This window comes from Amycolatopsis dendrobii (genome assembly GCF_014145675.1).
GTDB classification, from domain to species: domain Bacteria; phylum Actinomycetota; class Actinomycetes; order Mycobacteriales; family Pseudonocardiaceae; genus Amycolatopsis; species Amycolatopsis dendrobii.
In genome coordinates, this window is record NZ_JACGZW010000022.1 from 13,913 (window position 1) to 29,790 (window position 15,878).

At 69.2% G+C, this 15,878-nt stretch carries 20 protein-coding genes; 11 read left to right on the forward strand and 9 right to left on the reverse strand.

What is annotated here, in order from left to right; all coding sequences use genetic code 11:
* Nucleotides 1-49 precede the first annotated feature (49 nt).
* Nucleotides 50-604 (forward strand): hypothetical protein, encoded by a 555-nt coding sequence (locus tag H4281_RS41875; protein ID WP_182896402.1) that lies wholly within the window; start codon nt 50-52, stop codon nt 602-604.
* A 20-nt stretch (nt 605-624) separates the two neighbouring features.
* Here H4281_RS41875 and H4281_RS41880 read toward each other — a convergent pair whose 3' ends face one another.
* On the reverse strand, nt 625-1,449 hold the full coding sequence (locus tag H4281_RS41880; protein ID WP_037808080.1) for an acyl-CoA thioesterase: 825 nt from the start codon (nt 1,447-1,449) through the stop codon (nt 625-627).
* Nucleotides 1,450-1,470: 21 nt separating this feature from the next.
* The gene (locus H4281_RS41885; protein ID WP_182896403.1) at nt 1,471-2,199 is read right to left on the reverse strand and encodes an alpha/beta fold hydrolase; all 729 of its coding nucleotides are present in this window, start codon (nt 2,197-2,199) and stop codon (nt 1,471-1,473) included.
* Between the two features lie 47 nt (nt 2,200-2,246).
* Between H4281_RS41885 and H4281_RS41890 the strand changes: the two genes are divergently transcribed.
* Nucleotides 2,247-3,518, forward strand: a complete 1,272-nt coding sequence (locus H4281_RS41890; protein WP_182896404.1) for a cytochrome P450 — start codon at nt 2,247-2,249, stop codon at nt 3,516-3,518.
* 5 nt (nt 3,519-3,523) lie between these two features.
* Here the strand turns inward: H4281_RS41890 and H4281_RS46025 are convergent, their stop codons facing one another.
* From H4281_RS46025 to H4281_RS41900, 3 genes are all read right to left on the reverse strand, one after another.
* Nucleotides 3,524-3,799, reverse strand: a complete 276-nt coding sequence (locus H4281_RS46025) for a hypothetical protein (protein ID WP_246412717.1) — start codon at nt 3,797-3,799, stop codon at nt 3,524-3,526.
* Nucleotides 3,800-3,823: 24 nt separating this feature from the next.
* Nucleotides 3,824-4,282, reverse strand: a complete 459-nt coding sequence (locus H4281_RS46030; RefSeq protein ID WP_246412719.1) for a maleylpyruvate isomerase family mycothiol-dependent enzyme — start codon at nt 4,280-4,282, stop codon at nt 3,824-3,826.
* Between the two features lie 86 nt (nt 4,283-4,368).
* Nucleotides 4,369-5,367 carry a small ribosomal subunit Rsm22 family protein gene (locus H4281_RS41900; RefSeq protein ID WP_182896405.1) on the reverse strand — a complete coding sequence of 333 codons (999 nt, stop codon included), beginning with the start codon at nt 5,365-5,367 and terminating at the stop codon, nt 4,369-4,371.
* Nucleotides 5,368-5,502: 135 nt separating this feature from the next.
* On the opposite strand from H4281_RS41900, the gene H4281_RS41905 reads away from it, so the two are divergent.
* The 3 genes from H4281_RS41905 to H4281_RS41915 are packed head-to-tail and all read left to right on the forward strand — an operon-like array spanning nt 5,503 to nt 7,616.
* Nucleotides 5,503-5,928, forward strand: a complete 426-nt coding sequence (locus tag H4281_RS41905) for a YciI family protein (protein WP_043827215.1) — start codon at nt 5,503-5,505, stop codon at nt 5,926-5,928.
* Nucleotides 5,928-6,284, forward strand: coding sequence for a YciI family protein (locus tag H4281_RS41910; protein ID WP_182896406.1), 357 nt, complete (start codon nt 5,928-5,930; stop codon nt 6,282-6,284). Before H4281_RS41905 ends, H4281_RS41910 begins: the two co-directional genes overlap by 1 nt.
* A gap of 54 nt (nt 6,285-6,338) precedes the next feature.
* The gene (locus H4281_RS41915; protein WP_182896407.1) at nt 6,339-7,616 is read left to right on the forward strand and encodes an RNA polymerase sigma factor; all 1,278 of its coding nucleotides are present in this window, start codon (nt 6,339-6,341) and stop codon (nt 7,614-7,616) included.
* A gap of 286 nt (nt 7,617-7,902) precedes the next feature.
* Here the strand turns inward: H4281_RS41915 and H4281_RS41920 are convergent, their stop codons facing one another.
* On the reverse strand, nt 7,903-8,682 hold the full coding sequence (locus H4281_RS41920; protein ID WP_081684630.1) for an IclR family transcriptional regulator: 780 nt from the start codon (nt 8,680-8,682) through the stop codon (nt 7,903-7,905).
* A gap of 243 nt (nt 8,683-8,925) precedes the next feature.
* Between H4281_RS41920 and H4281_RS41925 the strand changes: the two genes are divergently transcribed.
* The 6 genes from H4281_RS41925 to H4281_RS41950 all read left to right on the forward strand — a co-directional run bounded on the left by H4281_RS41925 (nt 8,926) and on the right by H4281_RS41950 (nt 14,120).
* Complete coding sequence (locus H4281_RS41925; RefSeq protein WP_182896408.1) at nt 8,926-10,152, forward strand: MurT ligase domain-containing protein; 1,227 nt, start codon at nt 8,926-8,928, stop codon at nt 10,150-10,152.
* The gene (locus tag H4281_RS41930) at nt 10,145-10,852 is read left to right on the forward strand and encodes a type 1 glutamine amidotransferase (protein WP_182896409.1); all 708 of its coding nucleotides are present in this window, start codon (nt 10,145-10,147) and stop codon (nt 10,850-10,852) included. The genes H4281_RS41925 and H4281_RS41930 overlap by 8 nt, the downstream gene beginning before the upstream one ends.
* Before the next feature lie 59 nt (nt 10,853-10,911).
* Nucleotides 10,912-12,270, forward strand: coding sequence for a HAMP domain-containing sensor histidine kinase (locus tag H4281_RS41935; RefSeq protein ID WP_182896410.1), 1,359 nt, complete (start codon nt 10,912-10,914; stop codon nt 12,268-12,270).
* 2 nt (nt 12,271-12,272) lie between these two features.
* Nucleotides 12,273-12,941, forward strand: a complete 669-nt coding sequence (locus tag H4281_RS41940; protein WP_037354559.1) for a response regulator transcription factor — start codon at nt 12,273-12,275, stop codon at nt 12,939-12,941.
* Entirely contained in the window at nt 12,938-13,504 is a 567-nt protein-coding gene (locus H4281_RS41945; RefSeq protein WP_182896411.1) for a chloramphenicol phosphotransferase CPT family protein, read from the forward strand. Before H4281_RS41940 ends, H4281_RS41945 begins: the two co-directional genes overlap by 4 nt.
* A 163-nt stretch (nt 13,505-13,667) precedes the next feature.
* Nucleotides 13,668-14,120, forward strand: coding sequence for a nuclear transport factor 2 family protein (locus H4281_RS41950; protein ID WP_182896412.1), 453 nt, complete (start codon nt 13,668-13,670; stop codon nt 14,118-14,120).
* Between the two features lie 58 nt (nt 14,121-14,178).
* Here the strand turns inward: H4281_RS41950 and H4281_RS41955 are convergent, their stop codons facing one another.
* From H4281_RS41955 to H4281_RS41965, 3 genes are read right to left on the reverse strand one after another with little or no spacing between them, the layout of a single operon-like run.
* The gene (locus H4281_RS41955) at nt 14,179-14,580 is read right to left on the reverse strand and encodes a CoA-binding protein (RefSeq protein ID WP_182896413.1); all 402 of its coding nucleotides are present in this window, start codon (nt 14,578-14,580) and stop codon (nt 14,179-14,181) included.
* 41 nt (nt 14,581-14,621) lie between these two features.
* Nucleotides 14,622-15,188, reverse strand: a complete 567-nt coding sequence (locus H4281_RS41960) for a hypothetical protein (RefSeq protein WP_182896414.1) — start codon at nt 15,186-15,188, stop codon at nt 14,622-14,624.
* 42 nt (nt 15,189-15,230) lie between these two features.
* Nucleotides 15,231-15,734, reverse strand: a complete 504-nt coding sequence (locus tag H4281_RS41965; RefSeq protein ID WP_182896415.1) for a VOC family protein — start codon at nt 15,732-15,734, stop codon at nt 15,231-15,233.
* Nucleotides 15,735-15,878 lie beyond the last annotated feature (144 nt).

Sequence of the window (15,878 nt, forward strand, 5' to 3'; positions counted from 1 at the left end):
GGTCACCGCGCACACACCGGGGGTTTCCGGGACGAGAGGAACGGTGCGAATGGCTTTGCGCGACCCCGAGGCGTACCGCGATATCGATCTGCCGACGATTCTCCGGATGGAGCGGCGGCTTCCCTGGTACGGCTGGCCGCACCTGCCGTTGGGGCTGCTGGTCTGCGTGGCCGCGATCCTCGCCGCCTACCGGGTGCCGGTTTCGTATCACCTGACGACCGCGCTGGTCGCGGGTGGCGGGGTGGTCGGCGGGTTTTCCGGTTACGGCTGCGGGCTGGTCATGGTCAGCACTCCGGATCTGGTCCAGACCGGCTACCTGAACTGGCGGCGCACCCGGGTGCTGCGGGTGTTGCTCATCGTGCTCGGCGGGCTGTCCGCGGCGTCGATGGTGGTCGTTGTCGCGTGCCACATTTCGTTGCTGGCGGGAGCTTCCGACGAGCATCCGTTCCGGCTTTCGGTGCAGGCCGGGTTGTATTTGGTGCTCGTCGTCGCCAACACCGTGCTCGCCGGGCTTGAGGCGTGGCAGTTGTCAAAGGTGCTGCGCGAGCCGGTTGCCGAGGCTGCCGCGGAACCGGCCGGGCCGGCGCGGGTTCGGCTTGGCTGAACTGTCTACATCGGACTGAGTCAGCGCCTGCGCAGCAGCACTTCTTGCGTCACTGAGGCAACGAGACGTCCGTCGGTGGTGAAGAATTCGCCGTGGGTCAGGCCTCGCGTGTTCGCGTAGCTGGGGCTTTCCATGTCGAACAGCAGCCATTCGTCCGCGCGGAACGGACGGTGGAACCACACCGCGTGGTCCAGCGACGTCAGTTGGGGTTCGCCCGGGTCGTCGCGGTGGGGCAGCAGGGCGGTGCCTGCCAGGCGGATGTCGGAGATGTAGGTGAGCGCGCAGACGTGCGCCAGCGGGGCGTCCGGCAGCGCGTCCTTCGCCCGGACCCAGATCTGCTGACGTGGGCCGCGGCCGGTGTCGGGCAGGCCGGTTTCCGGGCTGCTGACGAAGCGGACCTCGATGGCGGACAGCACGATCGGCGAGCGGTCCTGCTCGACGACGCCCGCCTCGTCCGGGGCTGGGACGTCCGGCATCCGCGCCTGGTGCGCACTGCTTTCCGCCTCGGTCTGGAACGACGCGGACAGGCTGAAAATGCTCTCGCCGTTCTGGATCGCGACGACCCGGCGCGTGGTGAACGAACCGCCGTCTCGAGTGCGCTCCACCTCGTAGATGATCGGCATGTCGGTGCGTCCGCCGCGGATGAAATAACCGTGCAGCGAGTGCACGTGCCGCGCCGCGGGCACGGTCGCGCCGGCCGCGGTGAGGGCCTGCGCCGCGACCTGACCGCCGAACGCCCGCTGCGGCGAACCCTGGTGGCACCAGCCGCGGAACAGGTTCAGCTCGAGCGGTTCGAGCTTCAGCAGCTGGTCTAGCCCGGTCCGGGTCGGATCGATCGTCGTCACCCGGCCAGTCTAAGCGCCTGCTCAGTCGCTGCGCGGTGTGAGCAGCGCCGCCACCGCGGCCGGATCCTCGACGTGCGCGTTGTGCCCGAGCCCGGACAGGACCACTGCCTCGGGAACAAGGGCCCGCAGTTGCTCGGGACGGCACATCGGATCGTTTTCCCCGGTGGCGAGCACCACCGGGCAGCGCGCGGCCGCCAGCAGGCTCGGCATTTCCGGGCGGCCGACGCCGAAGGCGGATGGATCAAGGGCCAGTCGCCAGCCGTCGGCGGTTTCGGTGACGCCGTCCGGGTCTGCCGGAGCCAGGCCGGTCAGCCCGGAGATCTTCAGATAGGCGGTTTCGGCCTCCTCTCGAGTGTCGAACAGCCGCGGCGGACGGGCTGCCATCGCTTCGGCGCGGGCAAGGTCGTCTTTGCTCCACTCCACCTTGATGCCCACTGCCAGCACACTGCTGACGTCGAGCCCGTAGCGGCCGTTCGCCAGTTCGAGCGCGACGACACCGCCGAGCGAATGGCCGACGACGGCGATCGGACCTGGCTCGTCCAGCGCCTCGGCGACCGCGGCCGCGAGCGCCTTGAACGTGTACTCGGGCAGTCGCGGCGAGCCGCCGTGGCCGGGCAGGTCCGGCGCGAGCAGTCGCTGGTCGAGCCGGCCGGCGAGGCCGTCCCAGACCGCGCCGGTGGCGCCGAGCCCGTGCAGGAGCAGGATCGGCGGTTCGCCTTCTCCGGTGACGCGCAGCTTCAGCTTTTCCACCGGACGGATCTTTCCGCAGGCGGCGGTCTCGGGGCTAGGGTCGAAACGTGTCGAGTGCTGTCATCGCCGACCCGGACACCTACGTCACGGGCGTGCCTTACGACCTGCTTGCCCGTCTGCGCCGGGAAACGCCGGTGACGCGGATCGACGATTTCTGGGCGGTGCTGCGCCACGCCGACGTACGGCACGTGCTCCGCACTCCGGCGGTGTTTTCGTCGCAGTCCGGCGGTACGCAGATCCGCGACCCGGCTACCGCGGAGGACCTGCGGTACGTGCGCCGAATGATGCTCAACATGGACCCGCCCGAGCACGGCAGACTGCGCGGGCTGCTCACGAAGGCGTTCACTCCGCGCGCGGTCGGCCGGATCACGGAACGGATCGAAGGCTGGGCACGGGATCTCGTCGCGGCGGTGGCCGATCGCGGCGAATGCGATTTCGCCAAGGACATCGCCGCCGATCTGCCGTTGCTCACGCTCGCCGAGGTGTTCGGCGTGCCCGAACAGGATCGCAGGCTGATGTTCGACTGGAGCAACCGCGTGATCGGCTTCCAGGACGCCGAATACGCGGTGAGCGCTACCGTCAACACCGACGATGTCACCGACCTCGCCCGTGCCGCGCTGGCCGTGCGCCCGGAACCCGGCCCGGACGGCCAGATGCCGGATCCGCGCAGCCGCGCCGGAATGCCGGACCTCTACGCCTACGCGCACGCGCTTGGCGAGCACAAACGCGAGCACCCCGGCGACGACGTGATGAGCAACCTGATGCACTACGTGGACGACGACGGCGGCCGCGTGTCGATCGAAGAGTTCGAGAACCTTTTCTGGCTGTTTTCGGTAGCGGGCAACGAAACCCTGCGCAACGGCCTTCCCGGCGGGATGGCCGCGTTGCTCGCGCATCCCGAGCAGTACCGCAAGCTTCTCGACGATCGAAGCCTGCTTCCCGGCGCGGTCGAAGAGATGCTGCGCTGGCACACGCCGGTGATGCACTTCCGCCGCACCGCGACCGAGGACACTCGACTGTCCGATGTGGACATCAAGGCTGGGGACAAGGTCGTGGTGTGGTTTTCCTCGGCCAACCGCGACGAGACGGTCTTTCCCGATCCGGACGTGTTCGACGTGACGCGTGCGCCGAGCGAGCACCTGACCTTCGGCCACGGCCCGCATTTCTGTCTCGGTTCGCACCTCGCGCGGATGCAGATGCGGGCGTTGTTCGCGGCGGTGTTCGACCAGCTCGGCGAGGTCCGGCTCGCGGGCGAACCCCGCCGGCTGCGGTCGAACTTCCAGAACGGGATCAAGAGCCTCCCGATCCGCTGGGACTGACCGGCTCAGCCGAAGCCGACGAGCGAGAGCCAGCGGTCGAGGTATTCGGTGTCGCCGATGCGGTGCGCGATCTCCGGCGACAGCCTGCCGTAGACCATCAGCAGCAGGTCGCCCAGCGGCGCGGCCGCGGTGACCGCCGCGTTCGCCGGCGGACCCGGATGCCAGGCCAGCTGATCGCCGGTCAGATCGACCGTCCAGGACGCCGTGTGGTCGGTCGGCGCGAGGTGGATCGTGCGGTCCGGGCCGAGCAGTGTGCGGCGTTCGGGAACGTACTCCAGCAATTGCGGCAGCGACCCGAGCTCCAGTCATTCCTCCATCGCATCGTGTGCGACTTCCGGCGAGACGGTGAATTCCCCGCCCGCGGCCAGCGTCGCGTCGGCGCGGTGGATCAGCGTCTCGTTCATGAACCGGCGCGCGTAGAACGCCGCCCGCGGCGGCCCGTTCGGGACCGGCGTGAATACCTCCGCGTCCGGACCCGCTTCGCGCAGCGTCGCCACCAACGCCTTCGCCCCGTCCACAAGCCACGACTCCGGTCGTGCGGTGTCCACCGGATTCCGGAGGTGGTCGTCGGGCAGCCAATGGCCGGCCCGCGTCCGCACGGTTTCCTCCGCCCACCGGTGCCCGGTGCTGACGTGGTCGAGCAACTGTCCGAGATTCCACTCCGGGCACGCCGCGACCCGCACCGTCCGGTCCGCGCCTTCGACGGCCGCGGTGAGCAGTTCCGTCTGCCGCAGGATCTCGGCGCAACGCTCGTGGAAGTCCATGGGGTGTCCTCTCCGGTTCAGATCCGCTGACACCAGACAGTCGGAGCCGACGCGGCCAACCAGACATCGCAGCCGGAGAAGCCGGGTTACTCCACGCTCCAGGCGTCTCCCCATTCCGCGTCGCGAGCGGCGCGGTACCGCACGCCGTGCCGCTTCGACACGACGGTGCCGGGCGCGAGCCCGTCGACGGTGCAGAGGTCGAGTTGCACGAACCCCTTGTGCTTGCGCGGATGCCGGATGATCCGGGCCGACGGACGGTCGACCGGTGCCGACGTGGCCGCCACGTACGAGAACTTCTCGTCCTCGAATCCCAGCGTGCCGGATTTGATCCGCCGGTGCACCCCGCTTCGGGGAAGCCGTGCGGAGAAGTGGCACCAGTCCTCGCCCGGTTTGATCGGGCAGGCGTCATCGTGCGGGCACGGCGCCACCACGCTGCGGCCCATCTCGCGCAAGACTTCGCGAGCCTCGCGGATCCGTGCGAACCCCGCTGGCGTGCCGGGCTCGATGAGCACGACCGTGCCAGCCTTCGCGGCGAGCCACTTGACGACGTCGGCACGGCCGCGTTCGGGAAGCTCGCCGAGGACGTACGACAGAGTGACCAGGTCGGCCTCCGGTGCCGCGGACGCGGAATCGACCAGCCCGCGCTGCCAGACCGCGGTGCGGACGGCTGGCTCATCGGCGCTCGCCGCCAGCTTGCGTCCCAGCGCCAGCGCGGCAGCCACCTGCTCCAGGACAGTGCACTTCTCCAGCGACGGCCAGACGTCGGCAGCGGCCCACACGGCTGCTCCGGTGCCGCCGCCGATGTCGACGTGCGTCTTCGGGACGAATCCGGGGGCTGCGGCAGCCACCTCGCCCAGCACCGCGCTGACTGCCGCGTACGTCGCTGGCATCCGGTACCCGGCATACGCGGCGACATCCAGCTCCGAGGAGAGGATCGGCGACGTCGCCGAGTCGCCTTGTCGATAACGCTTGCTGAGCCGGTCCACGGCCTGCGCGAGCCGGGATTCGGGGAACCGGGCCAGCTCGTCGTCGAGGGCGGCGCGGAGAGCTTCGGGAAGTACTGCCACGGACAACGATTCTCCCATGCCCGTTTTGTCCTCCGAGGTTCGCCTGACCTGCTAGTTTCGCGACCAGAAAAAAAGTTCGAAGACCTTGTCGATCCGGCCCCGGCCCGTTCGACGCAGTGGTGGAAGCAAGCCGAGAGCGAAGGGGAACCGAAGATGCGATTCATGGTGATCATGAAGGCCAGCGAAGAGAGCGAAGCCGGCCAGATGCCCAGCACCGAACTGCTCGCCGAGATGGGCAAGTTCAACGAGGAGCTCGTGAAGGCCGGCGTGATGCTCGCGGGCGAGGGGCTGGCTCCGAGCTCCGAGGGCGCGAGGGTGAAGTTCTCCGGGGACAGCGAGCCCAGCGTGGTCGACGGTCCGTTCGCCGAGACCAAGGAGCTGATCGCCGGGTTCTGGATCCTCCAGGTCCGTTCGCTCGAGGAAGCCGTGGAGTGGATCAAGCGGGTGCCCAACACCGACGGGGCGCACCACGAGATCGAGATCCGGCGGATCTTCGACGCCGAGGACTTCGGCGACAACCTCACCCCGGAGCTGCGCGAGGCCGAAGAGAAGCTGCGCGAGCAGGCTGCGCAGAACTGATGCGGTTCATGGTGCTGGTGAAAGCCAGTCAGGAATCGGAAGCGGGAGCCGCGCCGAGCGCCGAATTGATCGAGCAGATGGGCCGGTTCAACGAGGACCTCGCCGCATCCGGTCACCTCGTGCAGGCCGCCGGGCTGACGCCTAGCGCGGAAGGCGCCCGGCTGCTGTGGTTCGACGGCGACGCGGAGCCGAGCGTGGTCGACGGCCCGTTCGCCGAGACCAAGGAACTCGTCGCGGGCGTGTGGATCCTGGAGGGGGAGTCGCTCGCCGAAATCGTCGAGTTGATGAAGCGGGCGCCCAATCCGGACCGGCGGGCGGGCACCGTCGAGATCCGTCCGATGGCGGGCGAGCTCTGACGCCGCGCCCGCCCGAGGGTTGCCTCGGGCGGGCCGGGCCGGTCTGATGGGCCGGTGGACACGCGAAGTGCGGTAGAGGCCGTTTGGCGGATCGAGTCGGCGCGGGTGATCGCCGGCCTCGCGCGGATGACCCGCGACGTGGGCCTCGCGGAGGAACTGGCGCAGGACGCGCTCGTCGCCGCGCTCGAACAGTGGCCGGAGACCGGGGTGCCGCGCAACCCTGGCGCCTGGCTGATGACCATCGCGAAGCGGCGGGCCATCGACCTGTTCCGGCGGAACGAAACCCTCGGCCGCAAGCTCGACGAGATCGGCCGGGAAGCCGAACAGCTCGGCGAGGGCGTGCTGCCGGACTTCGACGCGGTGCTCGACGACGAGCAGATCGAGGACGACCTGCTGCGGCTGGTGTTCACCGCGTGCCATCCGGTGCTGTCCACCCAGGCGCGGGTGGCGCTCACGCTGCGCATGCTCGGCGGGCTCAGCACCGACGAGATCGCCCGCGCGTTCCTGGTGAAGGAATCCACTGTCGCGCAACGCATCGTGCGGGCGAAGAAGACGCTCGCCGAGGCCAAGGTGCCGTTCGAAACGCCGGTCGGCGACGAGCGCGTGGCTCGGGTCCCGGCCGTGCTCGAAGTGATCTACCTGATCTTCAACGAGGGCTACTCCGCCACGCGCGGCGACGACTGGATGCGGCCCGCGCTGTGCGAGGACGCGTTGCGGCTCGGCCGGGTGCTGGCCGGTCTGATGCCCGCCGAACCGGAAGTGCACGGACTGGTCGCGCTGATGGAGATCCAGGCGTCGCGCTCGGCGGCGCGTACCGGTCCGAACGGCGAACCCGTGCTGTTGATGGACCAGGACCGCAGCCGTTGGGACCGCCTGCTGATCCAACGCGGGCTCACCGCGCTGGCCCGGTCCGAACGGCTGGCGGACGGAACGTACGGGCCGTATTCCGCGCAGGCCGCGATAGCCGCGTGCCACGCCGTCGCGGTTACGCCGGAGGAGACCGACTGGGCGCGGATCGCGGCGCTGTACTCGGGTCTTGCGCAGCTCACGCCGTCTCCGGTGATCGAGCTGAACCGGGCCGTCGCGGTCTCGATGGCGGAGGGACCGGAAGCCGGGCTGGCGCTGGTGGACAAATTGCTGACTGAGCCCGCGCTGAAGAATTACCACCTGCTGCCGAGCGTGCGCGGTGACTTTCTGTACAAACTGGGCCGCCGGGACGAGGCGCGCGCCGAGTTCGAGCGCGCGGCGAAGATGACCGGCAACGAGCGGGAGCGCGTGCTGCTGCTGGAGCGGGCCGAGTCGTGCAGCAAGCTGGAAGCGGGAACGAGGTAGCGGGGCACCGTGCGGTGCGGCAGTGATCGACATGCCCGCAACGATCCGCCACCGGGCCGACAATTCCCGGTGGCACCGCCACCCATCCCCAGGGTTGTCCACAAGTCGACACGCCTGTGGACAACCTGTTTTCGCAGGTAGCGACGACGGAAATTGGCTGCCCGACTCGATCCGGTGAATGGCCTCAGCGGTTTCGGACGTGCCTGCGGTCCCGGCTGCCGACGCGCCCAGTTCCGCATCCCCGGGCCGCTGGTCCGATGTCTCCGAGCGCTCCGCCCGAACGGTCTCAGCGGTTTCGGACGTACCCGAGCCGCATCGACAACGCGGCCGCCGTCCCGGCCACCGTCGCGCCCAGTTCGTCCGCCCGGCGCATCACCCGCGGTGCGGGCCCGGCAACGCTGATCGCCGCGATCGGACGGCCCGAGTGGTCCCGCACGGCCGCCGCGACGCAGCCGACGTCCGGCTCGTTCTCCAGGTCGTCCACGGCCCAGCCGCGACGCCGCGTGCGCGCCAGCTCGTCCAGCAGCCGGACCGGGTCGTTGATCGTCTTGAGGGTGAGGCTGTCCAGCTTCATCCGGCGCACGCGCTCCACCCGGTCAGCCTCCGGCAAGGCGGCCAGCCAGGCCTTGCCCAGCGACGTCGCGTGCTGCGGCCGCCGGGTGCCGAGGCGGCAGGACAACGTGACCGCGCTGGCGCTGCGCTCGGTCGCGACGTAGACCATCGCGTCGTTGTCCGGCACCGCGAGGTACGTCGTCTCTCCGGAACGTTCGGCCAGCGCGGTGAGATACCGCGGCGCGCAGCGGTGCAGGTCGGTCGCCGCCATCGCGCGGGCGCCCAATTCGACCAGCCGGGTGCCGAGCCGCACGCGTCCGGTGACGGTGTCCGCCTCCAGGTACTCCAGCCGCTTCAGCGTGCCGACGATCCGGTAGGCGGCGCTGCGGGACAACCCCAGTTGCCGGGCGAGCGCGTTCGTGGAAATTTCCTGGTGCTGGCCGACGTGTTCGAGCACCGCCAGCCCGCGCTCCAGGGTGCCGCTTTGGTCCAGCCCGCGTGCTGCTGCGTCCACGTTCGCCCTCCGCCTGTCGCTCTGCGTTCCCGGTCACCGGTGCGTGGTGCCATCAAGCGGGGTTGGACGCTAACACCTCCGATGTATGGACGGAAGATCTTGACCGATCTCTGTCATTGGGCAAGGTCAAGGTTGCGCCGAATGGTTCAACCTCCGATCGGTAAGACTGCTTACAAAGGGTAACGGAGACTGGAGTCACCCTCTCAGGAAAATCACAGCGCTCGTGCCGCACGGTTTGTCGTGATGTCAACACGTCTGCGCACCCGGGCGTCGGTCGCCGCCGGGCGGATGACCGCGTGGTTTTCCCGTACCGCCCGGTTGGGCCGCGGCGGGGTGATCGGCGGCCGCGTCACGCTGCGGCTCGACCCCAAGGCGCTGCGCAGGCTCGGCCGCGATCGCACGGTCGTGATCGTCACCGGCACGAACGGCAAGACCACCACGTCGCTGATGCTGACCCGCGCGCTCGAAGCGCTCGCCGAGGTCGCGCACAACGGCGACGGAGCGAACATGCCCGACGGTCTCGTGGCCGCGCTCGCCGCCCGCCCGGACGCGCCGTACGCGGTGCTTGAGGTGGACGAAACCTACGTTCCGTGGGTGGCCGAGCAGGTGCAGCCCGCGGCGCTCGTGCTGCTCAATCTCAGCCGTGACCAGCTCGACCGCGTCGGCGAGGTCCGGATGATGGAGCGCGACCTCCGTGCCGCCTTCGCCGGGCTGTCGCGCACGGTCGTGGTCGCGAACTGCGACGACGTGCTGGTCACGTCAGCGGCCTCGGCGGCGGCGCGCCCGGTGTGGGTCGGCACCGGACGGCGCTGGTCGGGCGATTCCGTCTCCTGCCCGCGCTGCGGCGGCGCGATCACGCACACCGATCGCGAATGGCGGTGCGCGGTGTGCGCTTTCGCCCGCCCGGAGCCGACCTGGAACCTCGACGGCGACCTGGTCCACACGCCCGGCGGCAGGCAAGTCGACCTCGACCTGCGGCTGCCCGGCGAGGCCAACCGGGCCAACGCGGCTCTCGCGCTCGCTGCCGCGCACTGCGTAGGCGTGCCGCCGCACACCGCCGCGGCTCGGCTGCGCACAATCACCGACATCGGCGGCCGCTACCGCACGATTCGCCGCACGCGGCATTCAGTTCGGCTCATGCTTGCGAAAAACCCGGCTGGCTGGGCCGAAACGTTGCGTGTGCTCGACGAGGACACTCCGGTCGTCGTCGCGGTCAACGCGCACGAGGCGGACGGCCGTGACCTGTCGTGGCTCTGGGACGTGCACTTCGAGCGGTTGCGCGGCCGTCAGGTCGTCGTGGCCGGCGAGCGGTCCGCGGATCTCGCGGTGCGGCTTTGCTATGCCGAGGTGCCGCATTGGTCGGCCCCGGACCCGGTCAGCGCGATCGACACGCTGCCGCCGGGCGGGGTCGAACTCGTCGCGAACTACACCGCCTTCCGTGACCTGGTGGACCGGTTGCCCGATGTCTGATTCGACCGTCGGAATCGGCCTTTTGCTGCCCGAGGTGCTGGGGACGTACGGCGATTCCGGGAACGCGCAAGTGCTCTGCAAACGCTTGCAGTGGCGCGGTTACGACGCCGAGGTGGTGCCGGTTTCGCTGGACTCCGAGGTTCCGTCCACTTTGGACCTCTATCTGCTCGGCGGCGGCGAGGACATGGCGCAGGTGCTGGCCGCGGACTTCCTGCGCAACTCGGCTGGCCTGCGGAGCGCGGCGGACGCTGGACGTCCGGTGTTCGGGGTGTGCGCTGGTCTGCAGATTCTCGGCACGCGCTTCCGCGGCGTCGACGGCATCGAACACGCTGGGCTGGGGCTGCTCGACCTGGTCACCGAGCCGGCGGAGCAGCGTGCGGTGGCTGAGCTGATCGTCGAACCGAACCTGCTTGAGACGCCGTTGACCGGCTTCGAGAATCATCAGGGCGCGAGCGTGCTCGGCCCGGGCAGCGCACCGCTGGGCCGCGTCGTCCGGGGCACCGGCAACGGCGACGGCAGCGAGGGCGCGGTCACCGATCATGTTCTCGGCACCTACCTCCACGGCCCGGCGCTGGCGCGCAATCCCGAGCTTGCTGACCTGCTGTTGTCGTGGGTGCTCGGCCATGCGCTGAAGCCGTTGGACCTGACTGAGGTGGACACGCTGCGCTCGGAACGGCTGGCCGCGCGCCGCGCCCGATGACGTCCCTCCGCGCTCGTTACGCTGCGTGCGTGAGACTTCTCGCTGCCGCAGGTGTCCGGATGCGGACAACCGGGGTTGCCGTGCTCGCGCTGGCGTTGGCCATCGCGACCGCGTGCGTCGTCGTGGTGCTGTTGCTGCAACAGTCGCTCGACCGAAGCGTCACCGAGAGCGCGCGAAGTACCGCGCGGCAGGTTGCTGTCCAACTCGTGCGCGCAGGCGCGCGAGATCTGTCTCCGAGCGACGTCGCGAGCACTGGGGACACTGAAGCCGTGACGCAGGTCCTCGGGCCGCGAAGCACGCCGATCGCGAGCGACCCCGCGATCGTCGGCCGTCCGGCCATCACCGCTGCGCGCCCGGCTCCGGGACAGGAGACCGTCGAGACGCTGCCGCTCGGCTTAGACGGCGACGGCAGCGACTACCGCTTGGTCTCGGAAGGCGTCAACGGGCCGGGCGGACCGTTCACCGTCATCTCCGCCCGGTCCCTTGAGCCGGTCACTGAAGCCTCTGCTCGGCTTACGCTGCTGCTAGGGCTGATCTCGCTGCCGCTGCTCGGTATCGCTGGCTTCGCGGTGTACCGCTCTGTCGGATCCGCGCTGCGCCCAGTGGAGCGGATGCGGCGCACTGTCGCCGAGATTTCGACGCGCGACCTCGCGTTGCGCGTACCGCTGCCTCCTGGAGGCGACGAGGTGCACCGGCTTGCTGTCACGCTCAACGAGATGCTTGAGCGGCTTGGGTCCGCACAGGCCGCGCAACGCCGTTTCGTCGCCGACGCGAGTCACGAACTGCGCTCGCCGCTGTCGACCATCAGCACCGCGCTAGACGTTTCGAACCAGCACCCGGAGACCACCGACGAACTGGTGCCGGTGATCACGCGCGAGACCGCGCGCCTGCGGGAGCTGGTCGACGACCTCCTGATGCTCGCGCGCACCGACGACGCCACCGACCGGCCCGCACGTACTGAAGTCGATCTGGACGACATCGTCCGTGCCGAAGCCGAACGCGTACGCGGCGAAGCGGCTGTCGAGATCGAAGTGCGCGCAGGGCCGGCGAAGGTGCGTGGCAATGAGGCGCAGCTGCGTCGCGCCGTACGCAACCTCGTCGACAACGCATGCGGGCACGCGCGCGAGCGGATCCGGATTGCGAGCTCGGTGCAAGATGAGATGGTCGTAGTGGAGGTGAGCGACGACGGCCCGGGCGTCGCCGAAGACGACCGGGAGCGAGTGTTCGAGCGGTTTGTGCGGCTGGATGCTTCGCGACGACGCGGCGGGACCGGGCTGGGCCTGTCGATCGTGGCCGGCATCGCGGCCCGGCACGGCGGCCGCGCGCGGTACGTCGACGTGGCAGACCCGAGTTACCCGGGCGCGCATTTCGTGATCGAACTGCCGAGCATCGAACTGCCCCGGATCGAGGAGGACTGAGCATGCGGTTGCTGATCGTGGAGGACGAGCTGGAGTTCGCCGAAACCCTTCGCCGCGGCCTGGTCGCCGAGGGATTCACGGTGAACGTGGCGCACACCGGCCGGGACGGGCTCTGGTCGGCGATGGAGCACGATTACGACGCCGTGGTGCTCGACATCATGCTTCCCGAGCTTTCCGGCTACGAAGTGCTGAAACGCTTGCGGGCGGCGGAGAATTGGACTCCGGTGCTCATGCTCACGGCGAAGGACGGCGAGTACGACGAGGCTGACGCGTTCGATCTCGGCGCGGACGACTATCTCTCGAAACCGTTCTCGTTCGTCGTTTTGCTGGCTCGGCTGCGGGCGTTGCTTCGACGGGGCGCACCGGCTCGCCCGGCGGTGCTGACCGCGGGGGATCTGCGGCTCGACCCGGCCGCGCGCACTGTCCACAGAGGAGAGACGCGGATCGAGCTGACCGCGCGGGAATTCGGGCTGCTGGAGTTTCTGCTGCGGCGGCAAGGAGCGGCGCTGACCAAGAACGAGATCCTCGGGCACGTGTGGGACGCGCATTACGAGGGGGACGAGAACGTGGTCGAGGTTTACGTGGGGTATTTGCGGCGGAAGATCGACGCGCCGTTCGGGACGCGGACGATCGAAACGGTGCGCGGGGTGGGCTACCGGCTCGTCGGATGAGCGGACACGTCATCCTCCTCAACGGCACGTCCAGTTCCGGCAAGTCGAGTATCGCGGCGGAACTGCTGGATTTGCTGCCGGGTCCGTATTTCTCCCTGCCGAGGGATGCGGTCAACAGCATGCGATCGCGGGCGCAGACGCCCGAATTCGGCACGCCGGAGTTCGACGAGGTTTTCGAACGGACTGTGCGCGGCTACCACCGAATGCTGGCCGGGCTCGCGGCGGCGGGCAACGGCGTGATCGCAGACCACGTACTCCGGCCGCATTGGCTCGCCGATTGCCTGGAAGTGTTGCAGGAGCAGGAAGTCACTTTCGTCGGCGTGCATTGCCCGCTGCCGGAGCTGCAACGACGCGAGCAGGTGCGAGGCGACCGCCCCGCCGGTCTGGCGGAGCGGCAGTATCCGATCGTGCACGCCCATGGCGATTACGACGTGGAGTGCGACACGTCAGTGCACAGCCCCCGGGAATGCGCGCGAATCATCGCGGACTTCATCGCGACTCCCAACCGTTCCGAAGCATTCCGTCGATTAAATTCGGCCAAGGATCTGCGCCCGCATCAGTGAAATGCCAGCGGCCCGGACTTTGCGGCTGCTGTGGCCGGGATCGGCACGGACCGTACCGACGCCCGTGGCGGTCCGTTCCGGCCTGCCCGCTGAGCGGGACCGGGCGCGTCCGCGCAGCCGTTCGATCCCTAGCGTGCAGCGGTAAATCGGCAAGAGGAGTGCAATGGCTGCGCCGAAGATCAGCGATCGCGACGCGATCGTCGAGGTCGTCAACCGTTACAGCTACAGCTTGGACGAGCGGGACTGGGATTCGCTCGATCAGGTCTTCACCGCCGACGCCGTCGGCCGCTACGGCGGGCAGGAGTTGAACGGCAGGGCCGCGATCGTGGCCTCCATCCGGTCCTTCCTCGACGGATGCGGTCCCTCGCAACACCTGCTGGGCAACCATATCGTGGAGCTCGACGGCGACCAGGCGATCGCCCGGTGCAAGGCGCGGGTGTACCACTACGGCGCGGCCGAGCGAGCCGCGCTGGCCCCCTATGAGTGCTTCGGGGTCTACCGGGACCGGCTACGGCGAACCGCCGAAGGCTGGCGGATCACCGAACGGTTCTTCGACGTGCGGCACACAGTCGGCGACATCGCGATCTTGCGGCCGTCTTCTGGGGCCAACCCGTGACCGGCAGCGCTCCGGTCGGTTCCGGAGCGCGGGTCCTCCCTCGGCAAACAGCCGGAAATCAAGCCAGCGAAATCCCCGCGACCGCCCGGACCACGGCAGTGCACCGATCCTCGACATACTCCAGCCCGGCCTCCGAAGCGATCCGCCGCGCCTCCGCCGACACGATCCCCTGCTGCAGCCACAACGCCTTAGCCCCGATCGCCACCGCGGAACGAGCGATGTCCGGTGCCTCGTCGGCCGGACGGAAGACGTCCACCAGATCCACCGGCTCCGGAATATCCTCCAGCGACCGGTAAACGTTCTCCCCGAGCAGTTCCGTCGCCGACGGATGCACCGGGATGATCCGGAAACCGTGCGCCTGCAGCGAAGCCGGTACGCCGTGCGCGGCCTTGCCCGGGTCGCGGCTCAGGCCGACCACGGCGATCGTGCGCGCGCTGGCGAGAATTTCTTCAGGCTTCATACTCTCCTCAACATCCCCGCCCAGCGAACGATTCCGCTACGTCACAACCGCCACAACCGCAGGCCGCGGACGCGATACACCGGCCACAGCACGTGCCAGGGCGACCGCCGCAGGAACGCGGAGCTGCACACCAGAACATTGCGCGCGACAGTGGACGCGACTTCGTGCCGGTCTGGCCACGCTTCGCCGCGGGCGCCGAGCGCTAGGCGAAGGACGGTCAGCAGACCGCGTCCTTGCAGGTCATAGCGGGCACCGGTGTCGCCGGCGTCCGGAAGAAGGCGGGCGATCTCCACGCGGAAAGCACCAGTGACAGCCTCGCCCGCGGGCACGTCAGCGACACTGCCCGCGATCGCGCGGCCGTGCAGCCGACGCGCGAATCGTGTGAGCAGCCGTCGTTCCCACCACGGCAGCAACCGGCCGTGCGCCAGCAAGGCGGCGCACTCGCTGTGGCCGAGGGCGAAAACCTCGGCGAGATCGTCGTACCGGCTGATCGCGGTCGGCTCCGCCAGGTGCAGCCGCACCTCGAAGCGGACTCGCGCGATCAGCTCGTCGATCGCTTCCCGCCGGTCGAGCCGTGCCTTCTGCCGCGAAGCCGCCCAGTCGCCCATGGGCCAACACTCTGAACCCGGCGGGGTGCCGAGTCCAGTGGTTCAGCCGATCTTCGAGCCGTACATCTCGCCGAGGTCGTCCGCGATCAGTTCGATCCGGGCGCCGTCCGGGTCGGCGAAGTAGATCGACGTGCCGCTTTCTTCCTGGTACTTCACGCCGGCGGCGTCGAGCCGGGAGCGCGCGCCCGCCCACGCTTCCGGGGTGAGCGACAGGGCCAGGTGGTGCAGCCCGCCGAGCACCTCCGCGTACGGGCCGAGGTCGAGGCCGGGCAGGTCGAAGAACGCGACCGCGTTGCCGTTGCCGACGTCGAAGAAGAAGTGGCTCGACCCCGGGTAGTCGCGGTTTTCGATCAGCTCGGTGAGCGGAAAGCCGAGAATGTCCTGGTAGAAGGTGATCGTCCGCTCGACGTCGCTGGACAGCAGCGCGGTGTGGTGGATGCCGCGGCCGACCGTCGCCGGGCGTTCCGCCGCGGGGTGCAGGTGCTGCTCCCGCAGCCGGTCGCGGGCCTGCGCGAGCTGGGCGACTTCGGTCTCGGTGGGTGCCATGGCAGGTCACGTCCTCTCTGGGAGCCAACACGAAGTACGGTACGCCGACAAACTCTCGCGCGCAAGAGATTAGCGAGCGAGAGAACTCGTCCGTACCGGTGAATGGAACGGCCGGGTTGGCTCAGGCGGCGCGGTCAGGCAAAG

Excerpts from the sequence above, each read along its gene's own strand:
- H4281_RS41960 (WP_182896414.1), bottom strand. The coding sequence starts at position 15,188 with ATGGGCGACTGGGCGGCTTCGCGGCAGAAGGCACGGCTCGACCGGCGG.
- H4281_RS41955 (WP_182896413.1), bottom strand. The coding sequence starts at position 14,580 with ATGAAGCCTGAAGAAATTCTCGCCAGCGCGCGCACGATCGCCGTGGTC.
- H4281_RS41905 (WP_043827215.1), top strand. The coding sequence starts at position 5,503 with ATGCGATTCATGGTGATCATGAAGGCCAGCGAAGAGAGCGAAGCCGGC.
- H4281_RS41910 (WP_182896406.1), top strand. The coding sequence starts at position 5,928 with ATGCGGTTCATGGTGCTGGTGAAAGCCAGTCAGGAATCGGAAGCGGGA.
- H4281_RS41940 (WP_037354559.1), top strand. The coding sequence starts at position 12,273 with ATGCGGTTGCTGATCGTGGAGGACGAGCTGGAGTTCGCCGAAACCCTT.
- H4281_RS41965 (WP_182896415.1), bottom strand. The coding sequence starts at position 15,734 with ATGGCACCCACCGAGACCGAAGTCGCCCAGCTCGCGCAGGCCCGCGAC.
- H4281_RS41945 (WP_182896411.1), top strand. The coding sequence starts at position 12,938 with ATGAGCGGACACGTCATCCTCCTCAACGGCACGTCCAGTTCCGGCAAG.
- H4281_RS41930 (WP_182896409.1), top strand. The coding sequence starts at position 10,145 with ATGTCTGATTCGACCGTCGGAATCGGCCTTTTGCTGCCCGAGGTGCTG.
- H4281_RS41900 (WP_182896405.1), bottom strand. The coding sequence starts at position 5,367 with ATGGGAGAATCGTTGTCCGTGGCAGTACTTCCCGAAGCTCTCCGCGCC.
- H4281_RS41950 (WP_182896412.1), top strand. The coding sequence starts at position 13,668 with ATGGCTGCGCCGAAGATCAGCGATCGCGACGCGATCGTCGAGGTCGTC.
- H4281_RS41925 (WP_182896408.1), top strand. The coding sequence starts at position 8,926 with ATGTCAACACGTCTGCGCACCCGGGCGTCGGTCGCCGCCGGGCGGATG.
- H4281_RS46030 (WP_246412719.1), bottom strand. The coding sequence starts at position 4,282 with ATGGACTTCCACGAGCGTTGCGCCGAGATCCTGCGGCAGACGGAACTG.
- H4281_RS41875 (WP_182896402.1), top strand. The coding sequence starts at position 50 with ATGGCTTTGCGCGACCCCGAGGCGTACCGCGATATCGATCTGCCGACG.
- H4281_RS41935 (WP_182896410.1), top strand. The coding sequence starts at position 10,912 with ATGCGGACAACCGGGGTTGCCGTGCTCGCGCTGGCGTTGGCCATCGCG.